This is a genomic window from Verminephrobacter eiseniae EF01-2, assembly GCF_000015565.1.
GTDB lineage: Bacteria > Pseudomonadota > Gammaproteobacteria > Burkholderiales > Burkholderiaceae_C > Acidovorax > Acidovorax eiseniae.
In genome coordinates this window covers 1168414-1180994 of the sequence record NC_008786.1, presented here as the reverse complement: position 1 = coordinate 1180994, position 12581 = coordinate 1168414, and the positions used below count along the sequence as shown (strand labels likewise).

At 66.3% G+C, this 12581-nt stretch carries 10 protein-coding genes and 1 tRNA gene; 7 read left to right on the top strand and 4 right to left on the bottom strand.

What is annotated here, in order from left to right; all coding sequences use genetic code 11:
• Positions 1 to 33: 33 nt before the first annotated feature.
• A complete protein-coding gene (locus VEIS_RS05215; protein WP_011808845.1) occupies positions 34 to 2298 on the bottom strand; it encodes a heavy metal translocating P-type ATPase in 2265 nt (754 codons plus the stop codon).
• 311 nt (positions 2299 to 2609) lie between these two features.
• On the opposite strand from VEIS_RS05215, the gene VEIS_RS05210 reads away from it, so the two are divergent.
• The 4 genes from VEIS_RS05210 (at position 2610) to mutY (ending at position 6340) form a co-directional block, all read left to right on the top strand.
• Positions 2610 to 3428 carry an MFS transporter gene (locus VEIS_RS05210; protein WP_011808844.1) on the top strand — a complete coding sequence of 273 codons (819 nt, stop codon included), beginning with the start codon at positions 2610 to 2612 and terminating at the stop codon, positions 3426 to 3428.
• 157 nt (positions 3429 to 3585) lie between these two features.
• Positions 3586 to 4548: an IS110 family RNA-guided transposase gene (locus tag VEIS_RS05205; RefSeq protein WP_011808318.1), complete on the top strand. Its 963-nt coding sequence runs from the start codon at positions 3586 to 3588 to the stop codon at positions 4546 to 4548.
• A gap of 90 nt (positions 4549 to 4638) precedes the next feature.
• Entirely contained in the window at positions 4639 to 4944 is a 306-nt protein-coding gene (locus VEIS_RS05200; protein ID WP_041949822.1) for a hypothetical protein, read from the top strand.
• A 283-nt stretch (positions 4945 to 5227) separates the two neighbouring features.
• Positions 5228 to 6340, top strand: a complete 1113-nt coding sequence (gene mutY, locus VEIS_RS05195) for an A/G-specific adenine glycosylase (RefSeq protein WP_011808842.1) — start codon at positions 5228 to 5230, stop codon at positions 6338 to 6340.
• Positions 6341 to 6384: 44 nt separating this feature from the next.
• On the opposite strand, the gene rapZ is transcribed toward mutY, so the two are convergent.
• From rapZ to VEIS_RS05180, 3 genes are read right to left on the bottom strand one after another with little or no spacing between them, the layout of a single operon-like run.
• The gene (gene rapZ, locus VEIS_RS05190) at positions 6385 to 7251 is read right to left on the bottom strand and encodes an RNase adapter RapZ (RefSeq protein ID WP_011808841.1); all 867 of its coding nucleotides are present in this window, start codon (positions 7249 to 7251) and stop codon (positions 6385 to 6387) included.
• Entirely contained in the window at positions 7251 to 8948 is a 1698-nt protein-coding gene (gene recN / locus VEIS_RS05185; RefSeq protein WP_011808840.1) for a DNA repair protein RecN, read from the bottom strand. Before recN ends, rapZ begins: the two co-directional genes overlap by 1 nt.
• Positions 8949 to 8950: 2 nt before the next feature.
• Positions 8951 to 9847 carry an NAD kinase gene (locus tag VEIS_RS05180; protein WP_011808839.1) on the bottom strand — a complete coding sequence of 299 codons (897 nt, stop codon included), beginning with the start codon at positions 9845 to 9847 and terminating at the stop codon, positions 8951 to 8953.
• Positions 9848 to 9875: 28 nt separating this feature from the next.
• Between VEIS_RS05180 and hrcA the strand changes: the two genes are divergently transcribed.
• The 3 genes from hrcA (at position 9876) to leuC (ending at position 12577) form a co-directional block, all read left to right on the top strand.
• Positions 9876 to 10880, top strand: a complete 1005-nt coding sequence (gene hrcA, locus VEIS_RS05175; RefSeq protein WP_011808838.1) for a heat-inducible transcriptional repressor HrcA — start codon at positions 9876 to 9878, stop codon at positions 10878 to 10880.
• A 52-nt stretch (positions 10881 to 10932) separates the two neighbouring features.
• A tRNA-Ile gene (locus VEIS_RS05170) sits at positions 10933 to 11009 on the top strand.
• A 146-nt stretch (positions 11010 to 11155) separates the two neighbouring features.
• Positions 11156 to 12577 carry a 3-isopropylmalate dehydratase large subunit gene (leuC, locus tag VEIS_RS05165; RefSeq protein WP_041950552.1) on the top strand — a complete coding sequence of 474 codons (1422 nt, stop codon included), beginning with the start codon at positions 11156 to 11158 and terminating at the stop codon, positions 12575 to 12577.
• The last annotated feature ends 4 nt before the right edge of the window (positions 12578 to 12581 follow it).

The window sequence follows — 12581 nt, the reverse complement described above, 5'->3', positions numbered from 1 at the left end:
CAAGGCTGGTTGGCGACAAAGCCTCGTGCGCATTCATTGCATGCGCCAGCGCTTGAGTAAAAGAGCGTTGGCGATCACGCTGACGGAGCTGAGCGCCATGGCCGCTCCCGCCAGCATCGGGCCGAACTGGCCCAGCGCCGCCAGCGCCAGGCCCAGCAGGTTGTAAACAAAGGCCCAAAACAGGTTTTGCCGGATCTTTACCACCGTGCGCCGTGAAATATCGAGCGCCGCCATCACCAGCCGGATGTCGCCGCGCATCAGCGTGATGCCGGCCGCGTGCATCGCGGCGTCGGTGCCATTGCCCATTGCCATGCCCACATCGGCCACAGCCAGCGCCGGCGCGTCGTTGACGCCATCGCCGACCATCGCGACGGTATGGCGCTTCCCAGGCTTGCCAAGGCCGTAGCCCCCCTGTTGCAAGTCCCGAATGCACTGCGCCTTGTCGCCGGGCAAGACCTGCGCCATCACCTCGCCGGCATCGGGGTCCAGCCCGAGCTGCCGCGCCATGGCCTCGGCGGCGCCCCGGCTGTCGCCCGAGAGCATCAGCACGCGGATGCCACGGGCCTTGAGCGCCGCCAGCGCTGCGCGCGCGCCGGGTTTGGGCGTGTCGGCAAAGGCCATCAATGCCCGTGGCTCCCATCCCTGCGCGCTGCGCTGCGCCACGGCCGACACCGTGGCCCCTGCGCGCTGCAAAGCCTCGGCCCGGGGCGCCAGAGGCCCCAGGTTCACGCCCGACTCCTGCATCCAGCGCAGACTGCCCACCCGATAGCTTTGGCCTTGCAGTTCGCCTTCGCTGCCACGCCCAGGCACGGCGCGCATATCGTCCAGCGGCAGCAGGGTCAAACCGCGCTCCCGGGCGGCCTGCACCACGGCCCGGGCCAGCGGGTGCCCGCTGCCGCTTTGCACCGAGGCCACGGCCGCCAGCAGCGCCGTTGCATCCAGGCCCGGCGCCGCCTCGAACGCCGTCAGCCGGGGTTGCCCCAGGGTCAGCGTGCCGGTCTTGTCGAACACCACCGTATCGACCCTGTGGGCCAGTTCCAGCGCCTGCGCATCCTTGATCAGAATGCCGTTGCCGGCCGCCACGCCGGTGCCCGCCATGATGGCGGCGGGCGTGGCCAGGCCCAGCGCACAGGGGCAGGCCACCACCAGCACGGTCACGGCATGGATCAGCGCCGCCTCGACACCCGCGCCCGCCCGGCACCAGCCCAGCAACGTGGCCAAGGCCAGCAGCAACACCACCGGAACGAAGATCGCCGACACCCGGTCCACCAGGCGCTGTATCGGGGCCTTGGCGGCCTGCGCATCGGCCACCAGCCGGATGATCCGGGCCAGCACCGTTTCCGCCCCCACGGCCGTCACCTCCATCACGATGCGGCCATCACCGTTGACCGAGCCACCCGTCAGGCGCTCACCCACGGCGCGCGCAACCGGCAGCGGCTCGCCAGTGAGCATGGACTCATCGACCTGCGTGCAGCCTTCATGCACCCGGCCATCCACCGGGATGCGCTCACCGGGACGCAGCACCAGTTTGTCGCCCACCAGCAATTCGGCCACGGGCACCGGCACCTCTCCGTCCGGGCCCAGCAGATGCGCCACATCGGGTCGCAGCGCATGCAGTGCCCGGATGGCCGCCATGGTCTGGCGCTTGGCGCGGGCTTCCAGCCACTTGCCCAACAGCACCAGCGTGACCACCACGGCCGAGGCCTCGAAGTAAAGCGGCGGCACATGGTCCGGATGCCCGGCCGTCAGCCACAGCCACATCGACAAACCCCAGCCCGCGCTGGTGCCGAGGGCGACCAGCAGTTCCATATTGCCCGACAGCGCCTTGAGCGCATGCCAGCCGGCCTTGTAGAGCCGGGCGCCCAGGATGAACTGCACCGGCGTGGCCAGCGCACATTGCGCCCAGGCCGGCAGCATCCAGTGCCGATCGAACAACGCTCCGAGCATCGGCAGCAGCAGCGGGGCCGACAGCAGCAGGCCCAGTCCCACCGGCAGGAAACCCGGGACAGCGGCCTGGCGCGACAGTGCCTCGGGCGCCTCCTGCGGCCCCGCAACGCGCGGCTCGTAGCCCGCGTTGCGCACCGCGCGGCACGACAGGGCCGCCATCGCTGCGGCATCGGTGCCAGCGGCAAAGGTAATGCGGGCCGACTCCGTCGCCAGATTGACCGATGCCTGCTGCACACCCGGCACCTGGCGCAGCGCGCGCTCGACGCGACCCACACAACTGGCGCAACTCATGCCGCAGATGCCCAGGTCCAGCGTCTGACCGGATGCGGCGGATGCGATCGTGGTGTTCATGGTGACAATGGTGCTCGGGAAGGCGTGACTTTGCCACGCCGTCCAGTCCGCTCATTGGCCCATGGTCATGGGCCATTCCGCCCATGGACCCGGTGCACGACCCACCCAGGAAGATAGGGTCGATCTGCCCACCGCTCTTTGTCCACGCCTTCATCCACCATTTTGGGAATACCCATGAAACAGGAAAAAGCAAGCTCCGTCCCGCAGGCCCGCCACCGTCGCGTCGACGGTGCGACCTGCTGCAGATGGCAGATATGCCCGGAAGATGTCGCTGTCTGCGCAGTCCTGCGCCCACTGCCGTCGATGCTGTCATGAACAGCCGGCATCGGGCGGCGCGCCTGGCATTCGCGTTGTTTGTCATCACCACAGGTGTCAATCTGCAGGCGCCTTTGTACGCCGCCATGGCGCGCCAGGACGGCGTTGGCCTGACGGCGACTACCGTTGCCTTTTCGTTCTACGTCGCTGGCATCGTGCCCGTTCTGCTGCTCTTGGGCGGACTGTCGGATCACATTGGCCGCCGCCCGGTGATCTGGATGTCGCTGACCCTTTCCGGTGCGAGCACGCTCTTGATGCTGATTTCACCGCACATCGTCACCTTGGGCGCGGCAAGGTGGTTATTGGGCGTAGGAACCGCATTGATGTCGGCCGCCGCCCCCGCCTACATGGCGGACATCCTCGATGTCGACCATCCAGGCTCTTCGGCTTCTTGGGTCACTGCCAGCACCTCCCTGGGTTTCGGTCTGGGCCCGGCGTTGACGGGCCTGTTCTTGTTCATCGACGATAGCCTGCGTCCGCCGAGCCTGTGGCTGCATCTCGCGGGGACCATCGTGTCTGCCGCATTGCTGTCGAAGCTGCCCAAATGCAATGTGCGCCGCCAAGGCAGCTTGGTGCTCGGACTGCCGTACTACCCGGCAGGCGCCTGGTGGTTCGGTGGCGCCATCTTGCTGGCGTGGGCAACCACCGGACTGATCATCTCCATCCTGCCGGCCGTCCTGGCCCGGGTTGGTCTGACGCAATGGTCCGGGGTCGCGACCCTCTGCGCGATCAGTTGTGGCCTCGCCTTTCAGCCCGCCGCCCGACGGCTTGTATCTTTAAACCGGCCCAGCGCGGTAGAGTCTGAACGCCGTTGAGGCGGCCAGACGGGCCCGTGCAGTTTGGTAGCGGCTGGGGTGATGGAGCCCGTGACTGAGTACAGAACGCACGGCCGCCGCGCTGGTCTTCGTGAAGCCCGAACGGTTACGCGCGCCAAGCTTGAGCGCGCATGCACAAGCAAGGGATCTGAAGATCATGTCTGTTACCTCAATGACGGTGGGCATCGACGTAGCCAAGGCGCACATCGATGTCTGTGTGCTGGAGCCCAAGAGCGGGGCCCAGCGGTTTACCAACGATGCTGAAGGCCACTCGGCCCTTGCAGCGCTTTTGCAGCCCCTGGATGTGGGCCTGGTGGTAATGGAGGCCACCGGTGGCTACGAGGTGGCGCTGGCGTGTGCCCTGCAGGCCGCAGGCCTGCCCGTGGCGGTGCTCAATCCGCGCCAGGCGCGCGACTTCGCCAAGTCCATGGGCCGGCTGGCCAAGACCGACGCGGTCGATGCACGCATGCTCGCGGAGCTGGCCGCGGTGCTGCTGCGCCGCGAAGACCTGAGCCGCTTCCTGCGCCCCCTGACCGACGAGTGCCAGCAGTGGCTGGCTGCGCTGGTCACACGCAGGCGCCAGCTGCTGACCATGCTTCATTCCGAACGCCAGCGCCTGCAGATCACCCCCGCGAAGCTGCACCCAAGCATCGAGGCCATCGTGGCTGCCATCAAGGCACAGCTCAATGAGCTGGAGACGCAGATGGTGGGCCATGTGCGGGAGCACTTCGGCGATCTGGACCGGCTGCTGCAGTCGGCCGCAGGCGTTGGTCCGGTGGCCAGCGCCACGATGATTGCCGAGTTGCCCGAACTGGGCCGGCTCAACCGGCGCGAGATCGCAGCCCTGGTAGGCGTGGCGCCCATGGCCAACGATTCCGGCAGCAGCAAGGGCCGACGACGGGTGCAAGGAGGACGCTTCGAGGTCCGGCGTGTGCTGTACATGGCAACGCTGACTGCCACTCGCTACAACCCGGCCATCAAGGCCTTCTACGAACGCCTCAAGGCTGCCGGCAAGCTGCCCAAGGTCGCTCTGGTGGCGTGCATGCGCAAACTCCTGACCACGCTCAACGCCATGGTCAGAACCGGCAAACCTTGGGATAAATCGCTGCACGGCACTTGACTCGGAAGACGGTTACTCAGTCCGACCCGCTCGACCCGAACGGGTTTGATACTGTTGCCGCCGGCATATGCCCTTCTCTCGTGGGGCGCCTTGCAAGGCAATGTGGCATTGGTGCTCGTCGGCGCCTTGGTTGCCAGCAGTGCCTGTTACGGATTTATCTATCTCGGCGGATTGTCCGGCGTTGCCGCGCTTGCCGGCGCCCGGAAAGCGCGAGCCAGTTCAGGATTTTTCCTGATGGCCTATGTGGGTTTCAGCGTGCCGGTGGTTTTCACAGGAATCCTTGCCGACAACTTTGGCCTCGAGATGGCATTGGGCACCTTCGGCGTGCTGTTGGCAGCCGGCGTGGGCCTGATGCTGATGCGGCCTGGAGAAAATTCCCCAACGAGCAATGGCTGACGCCGTATGGCGGGCCAGGCAGGAAATGCTGCGGCCCAGGCATTGCCGATTCCCGGTTTAGACTTCGGCGCACCGGCATCTGCGGTGCCGGTGCTGGCTGCGTTACACGCCGTTCATCGATTTTCGGGAGCAAAGTGGGCTTATCGTTCAAGCAGCCGTTCGACCGGCATGGCCTCTGGTGGCGGGCATTCGCTGCGCCGTTCGAGCGCCCGTTGCAGGAGTGCCGGGCCAGGCCCATTGCCTGGTCCGGGATGGCGCCGGCCAGTATGCGTGGCGTCGCGCGATGAGCGACGCACGGCCGCCCGAAGGCGCTCATACCGCAGGCGCAGGTACTCCAGTGAGTGTGCAAGGAGTCGCCGAGCGCGTGATGGCCTGGCAAGCCTCGCATGGCCGCCATCATCTGCCTTGGCAGAACAGCCGTGATCCGTATCGCGTCTGGCTGTCGGAGATCATGCTGCAGCAGACCCAGGTCCGTACCGTGCTGGAGTACTACGCCTGTTTTCTGGCGCGCTTTCCCGATGTCGGCGCTCTGGCCAAAGCGCCCCGGGACGAAGTGATGGGGCTTTGGAGCGGCCTGGGTTACTACAGCCGCGCACGCAATCTGCACCGCTGTGCGCAGCAGGTGATGGCCGAGCATGGCGGGGCGTTCCCGAATACCGCCGAGGCGTTGGCGACGCTGCCCGGCATCGGCCGATCGACAGCGGGGGCCATCGCGGCGTTCTGCTTTTCCGAGCGGGTGCCGATTCTCGATGCCAACGCACGGCGGGTGCTGACACGTTTGTCCGGTTTCGCCCGGGATCTGGCATCGGCCGGCAATGAGCGTTTGCTGTGGGAACTGGCGCAGTCCTTGTTGCCCACGCGCGACTTGGCGCAGACCATGCCCCGTTACACCCAGGGTCTGATGGACCTGGGGGCATCCCTGTGCACGGCGCAGGCGCCGCGCTGTTCACTGTGCCCGTTGACGGGCTCTTGTGTGGCCTTCAGGGACGGCGCGCCTGAGCGCTATCCGGTCAGGACGCGCAAACTGTCCCGGCGCCCGGAGTCCTGGCAGTTGCTGCTGGTGCGCGATGGCCAAGAGCAGGTGTGGCTGCAGCGGCGCCCGCCGACGGGCATTTGGGCGGGTCTGCATTGCGTGCCGGTTTTCGCCGACACGGCCTCTCTGGCGGCCTTCGTGGCTGCGCTGGGCGCCGGGCGCGATCTGGTGCAAGAGCGATTGCCGCCCTTTGTGCATGTGCTGACGCACAGGGACCTGCATTTGCATCCGGTCTTGGTCCGTGGGAATTTCGTGACCCGCCCATCCGATGATGGCCAATGGCTGGGGCCCGACCGATGGCCGGCGCTTGGTTTGCCGGCGCCGATTCGCAAACTGCTGGCCGCCACGCAAACCAGGCGGTGATTGGCGGCCAAACCAAAGCCGCCGACCAAAACCGCCACTCACGCTCACTGGCGCCCGTCCAGCTCCCTGTGCCGTTTCAATGCCGTCCAGCGATTGCCGAAGGACTGGGCCAGTCTTTCCACCAGATAGACCGAGCGGTGCTGGCCGCCGGTGCAGCCTATGGCCACCGTGACATAGCTGCGGTGGTTGCGGTCGAGCAGTTCGAGCCAATGCGCCAGGAATTGCTCGATATGGGCCCGCATCAGGTCCACATCCGGCTGGAGTTGCAGAAAGTCCGCGACCGGTTCGTCCAGGCCCGTCAGCTCGCGCAGCGCCGGTTCGTAATAGGGGTTGGCCAACATGCGCACATCGAACACATAGTCTGCATCCATGGGTATGCCGCGCTTGAAGGCGAAGGATTGGAAGACCAGCGTCAATTGCCCTTGCGCGCCGGGCATCAGGCTTTTGACGTAGCTTTGCAGTTGTGAGGCCCGTATCTGGCTGGTGTCGATGACATGCGATGCTTCGCGCAGGTCGGCCAGCAGTTCGCGCTCGAGATCGATGATCTGCACCAGGGCCTTGCGTTCTTGTTGCGGATCGTCATGCGACAGCGGGTGGCGGCGGCGCGTTTCGGAAAAGCGCCGGACCAGGGTGTCGATGGTGGCATCGAGAAAAATCGATTGCACCGCCACGCCCTGGCTGCGCAGGCGGTGCAATTCTTGCGGCACCTGGTGCAGCGAGGTCGCGCTGCGCACATCCATCGCAATCGCAACGCGGTTGCCGTGGTGGTGGTGCTCCAGCGCCACGAAGGCCGGCAGCAGTTGCGGCGGCAGGTTGTCGACGCAGTAATACCCGGCGTCTTCGAGCGCATGCAGGGCCACGGATTTTCCCGATCCCGACATGCCTGTGATCAGCACGATTTCCAGCACCATCAGTCTTGCCCTGGCGAGGTTTGCCGGGTTTGCCGGGTTTGCCGGGTCGTGCCTGCGGCGCCGAGCATCTCGCGCGCATGGGCCAGCGTGGTCTCGGTCGCGCGCTCTCCGCCGAGCATGCGGGCCATCTCGGCGATGCGCTGCTCGCCTTGCACGGCCAGCACCGTGCTGCTGGTGCCGGCTGCGCCCTTTTGCTTGGTGACCACGAGGTGCCGGTGCGCGCATGCCGCCACCTGGGGCAGGTGGGTCACGGCCAGCACTTGGCGCGCCTGGCCCAATTGCTGCATCAGCCGGCCCACGGTTTCGGCGACCGCGCCGCCGACGCCGGCATCGACTTCATCGAAGATCAGCGTAGGGGCCAGGCCCAGTTCGCTGGTCGTGACCGAAATCGCCAGCGAGATGCGCGACAGTTCGCCCCCCGAGGCCACCTTGCCAACCGGCCGGGGGCTCATGCCCGGGTGCGCGGCAACGAGGAAGGCCACCTCGTCGATGCCATGGGCGGCCGGCTCCTGGGCCTTGCTCACCGCGACCTCGAACTTTCCCCCTTCCATGCCCAGGCCCTGCATGGCCCGGGTGATGGCCGTCGATAGCCGGGGCGCAGCCTTGGCGCGGGCCACGGACAGCGCCCGCGCGGCCGCCTGATAGGCTTTGGCGCTGGCCGCTTGTGCCGCTTGCAGTGGCTCCAGATCAGTGGCGCTATCGAGCTGGCGCAGTTGGGCTTTCCAGTCGTCGAGCAGCGCGGGCAGTTGTGCCGGCGGGCGTTTGTACCGGCGGGCCAGGCCCATCCACAGCGACATGCGGGCATCGAGCGCAGCAAGGCGCTGAGGATCGAGCGGCGCGCGCCGCAGGTACGATTGCAGCGAACGCAGCACATCGCTGGCTTGCGCCAGGCTCGATGAAAGAATCTCTGCCAGGTTGGCGAACTCCGGCTCGATATGTTCCTGGGCTTGCAGCAGCGCATGGGCGCGTGCGAGACCGGCAAGGGCGCCGCTCTCGTCGTCTTGCAAGCTCCGGATCGCTCCATCGGCCCCATCGACCAGCGCCTGGGCATGCGACAGGCGCCGGTGCTGCGCATCGAGCTCATCCCATTCGCCAGCCGCTGGCGCCAATTTGTCGACTTCGCCGATTTGCCACTGCAGGCGCTCACGCTCTTGCTGCCAACCGGCCTGGGCCTGGCTGGCCTGCTGCAATGCTTTTTGATCCGCGCGCCACTGTGCCCACCGGGCGGCGGTCTCGGCGGCGCTGACTGCGGCAAAAGCGTCGAGCAGGCCGCGCACCGATTCCGGGCGGGTCAGGCTTTGCCATGCGTGCTGGCCGTGGATATCGAGCAGCATGTCGCCGAGCGCGCGCAACTGGGCGGCGGTGGCCGGCGTGGCGTTGATCCAGGCGCGGCTCTTGCCCTGCGCATCTACCGTGCGCCGCAGCAGCAACAGATCGTCGCCGTCAAAGCCGGCCTCTTGCAGCCACGGCAGCACATGGGCCGGGCAGTCGAACTCTGCGCAGATATCCGTCTTGTGCGCCCCCTCGCGCACCACGCCCGCCTCCGCGCGCGCGCCCAGTGCCAGTTGCAGCGCGTCTATCAGTATCGATTTGCCGGCGCCGGTCTCTCCGGTCAGCACCGTGAAGCCCGCATCCAGCTCCAGTTCCAGGGCCTGAACGATCACAAAGTCACGCAGCGTGATTCGTCTGAGCGCCATGGTCAGGGGTCTCCGTCGTTCCAGCGCAGTTTCTTGCGCAAGGTGGCGAAGTAGTTCCAGCCCTGCGGGTGCAAAAAGCGCACGCAATGCGCTGACCGGCTGAGCAAAATCCTGTCGCCATGGAGCAACGAGGCCAGCGACTGCATATCGAAGCTGGCGCTGACATCCCGGCCGCTGACGACTTCGACCGCCACCTCGGTGGCGTCCGACAGCACGATGGGGCGGTTGGACAAGGTATGCGGCGCGATCGGAACCAGAACCCAGCCAGGAATCGACGGATGCAGCATCGGGCCGCCAGCGGACAGCGAATAAGCGGTCGATCCGGTGGGCGATGCGATGATCAGCCCGTCCGCCCGCTGATTGGCCACGAAGCGGCCGCCGACCTCCACGCGCAGTTCCACCATGCCGGCGGTCGCCCCCCGGTTCACGACCACATCGTTCATCGCCAGCGCCTCGAACACCACCTGCCCGGCGCGCATGACGCAAGCCTGTATCAGCGGTCGCGAATCCTCCTCGTAGTCGCCTTCGAGCATCGGGGGCAAGGTGGCTTGGTAGGTATCGAACGGGATGTCGGTGATGAAGCCCAGGCGCCCCTGGTTGATGCCGACCAACGGCGTGCCGAACCGGGCCAGCCTGCGGCCTATGCCCAGCATCGTGCCGTCGCCCCCTACCACCAGACCCAGATCGCAGCGGGCGCCGATGTCCTCGACCGTCAGCGACGGGTAGTGCAGCAAGCCGGTATTGCTGGCCGTTTCCACCTCGATGGCAACGCTGCAACCCTGGTGCTGCAAAAACCGGGCAATGCCGTCGAGCGCCTGGCGCGAACTCTCACCGATGGCGCCTGCGGACGAAGCCTGGTACTTGCCAATGAGGGCAACATGGCGGAAATTGGACGTCATCGCGAAATTACATCATTAAAATCCCCCCATGCTGGATGACCGTGCCAAGTTGTTGCTCAAAGCCTTGGTCGAGCGCTATATCGCCGATGGGCAGCCCGTAGGCTCCAGAACCCTGTCGCAGGCGTCCGGGATCGACCTCTCGCCGGCGACGATCCGCCATGTGATGGCCGACCTGGAAGATTTGGGGCTGATTGCCAGCCCGCACACATCGGCAGGCCGCAGACCCACGGCGCGCGGCTACAGGCTGTTTGTCGACACCATGCTGACGGTGCAGCGCGACCCGTTGACCGCGCCCGAACTGGCGCCCGAGCAGCCGCAAAAGGTCATCGCCAATGCGGCGCAGTTGCTCTCCAGCCTGTCGCAGTTCGTGGGGGTGGTGATAGCGCCGCGCCGCAGTTCGGTGTTCCGCCACATCGAGTTTTTGCGGCTTTCGGAGCGGCGCTTTCTGGTCATCATCGTCTCGCCCGAGGGCGATGTCCAAAACCGGGTCATCTTCACCGATATCGATTATTCGCAGGCGCAGCTCATCGAAGCCTCCCATTTCCTGAACTCGCATTACACCGGCCTGGCGATGGAGCAGGTGCGCGAGCGTCTGAAGTCGGAGGTGGACATGTTGCGCAATGAGATTGCGGCGCTGATGCAGGCCGCAGTGAATGTCGGCTCGGAGGCGCTATCCGATGTGCAGGATGAAGTCGTGATCTCCGGCGAGCGCAACCTGTTGGCGGTCAGCGATTTCTCCAGCGACATGGACCACCTGCGCCGGGCCTTCGATCTGTTCGAGCAAAAGACGCAAATCCTGCGGCTGCTGGACATATCGAGCCAGGCCCAAGGCGTGCGCATCTACATCGGCGGGGAAAGCCAGGTCGTGCCTTTCGAGGAGCTCTCGGTGGTCAGCGCCTCCTACGAGGTCGACGGCACGATGGTAGGCACCTTGGGCGTGATAGGGCCGACCCGCATGCCCTACGACCGGATGATACAAATCGTGGACATCACCTCGCGGCTGCTGTCCAACGCGCTGAGCCACCGCAAATAAAGCCCCCTACAATGGGGCGCTCGCCCGGCGGCAGAAGAACCCGGCAGAACCAGGGCCGTTAGCTCAATTGGTCAGAGCAGTCGACTCATAATCGATTGGTAGCTGGTTCGAATCCAGCACGGCCCACCATCCACCCCGCGCCATGATCGTGGCCCGAACCGCGTGCGCGGCATATGGAGTGCGCGACCATGTGCCCTGCGCCCATACGCGCCAGCAGCACCCCGAACACTAAAATCCGAAACCCGGCCACCCGCCTGAACCAGGAAAGCCACGCCATGGGACGCACCCTGTACGACAAAATTTGGGACGAGCATGTCATCCACACCGAAGAGGACGGCACCGCCACCCTCTACATCGACCGCCATCTGGTGCACGAAGTCACCAGCCCCCAGGCGTTCGAGGGCCTGCGCGTGGCGGGCCGCAAGGTCTGGCGCATGAGTTCCATCGTCGCGACGGCCGACCACAACACGCCCACCACGGGCTGGGAGCGGGGCTATGACGGCATCACCGATCCGGTCAGCAAAGAGCAGATCACCACGCTGAACGACAACATGGCGCAGCTCCAGCCTGCGGCCTTCTTTCCGTTCATGCACCAGCGCCAGGGAATCGTCCATGTGATCGGCCCGGAAAACGGCGCCACCCTGCCCGGCATGACCGTGGTCTGCGGCGACAGCCACACCTCGACCCACGGCGCCTTTGGCGCGCTGGCGCATGGCATAGGCACCTCCGAAGTCGAGCATGTGCTGGCCACGCAAACGCTGCTGGCCAGAAAGGCCAGGAACATGCTGGTGCAGGTGCAAGGCCATCTCGCCCCGGGCATCACGGCCAAGGACCTGGTGCTGGCCATCATCGGCCACATCGGCACCGCCGGCGGCACGGGCTACACCATCGAGTTTGCCGGCCCGGCCGTCCGCAGCCTGTCGATGGAAGGCCGCATGACCATATGCAACATGGCCATCGAAGCCGGCGCGCGCGCCGGCCTGGTGGCGGTCGACGACAAGACCATCGACTACGTCAAAGGCCGCCCGCTCGCGCCCGACGGCGTCGAATGGGAGCAGGCCGTGGCGTACTGGAAGACGCTGCACTCGGACGCCGATGCCCCGTTCGACACCGTGGTCCGGATCGACGCCAGCGCCATCGGCCCGCAGGTCACCTGGGGCACCTCGCCGGAGATGGTGCTGGGCATAGATGCCCGCGTGCCCGACCCGGACAAGGAAAAAGACGCCGGCAAGCGCGACGCCATCGAGCGCGCGCTCAGCTACATGGGGCTGGCCCCCGGCAAGGCGATCGACGACATCCGCATCGACAAAGTGTTCATCGGCTCATGCACCAACAGCCGCATCGAAGACATGCGCGCCGCCGCCGCCGTGGTCCGCAAGCTCGGCCGCAAAGTGGCGGGCAATGTGAAACTGGCCCTGGTGGTGCCCGGCTCGGGCCTGGTCAAGGAGCAGGCCGAGCGCGAGGGCTTGCACCACATCTTCAAGGCCGCAGGCTTCGAGTGGCGCGAACCCGGCTGCTCGATGTGCCTGGCGATGAACGCCGACCGCCTGGAGCCCGGCGAGCGCTGCGCCAGCACCAGCAACCGCAACTTCGAGGGCCGCCAGGGCGCCGGGGGCCGCACCCATCTCGTCAGCCCCGCGATGGCCGCCGCTGCCGCAGTGCACGGCCATTTCGTCGATATCCGCGCATTTGCCTGAAAGG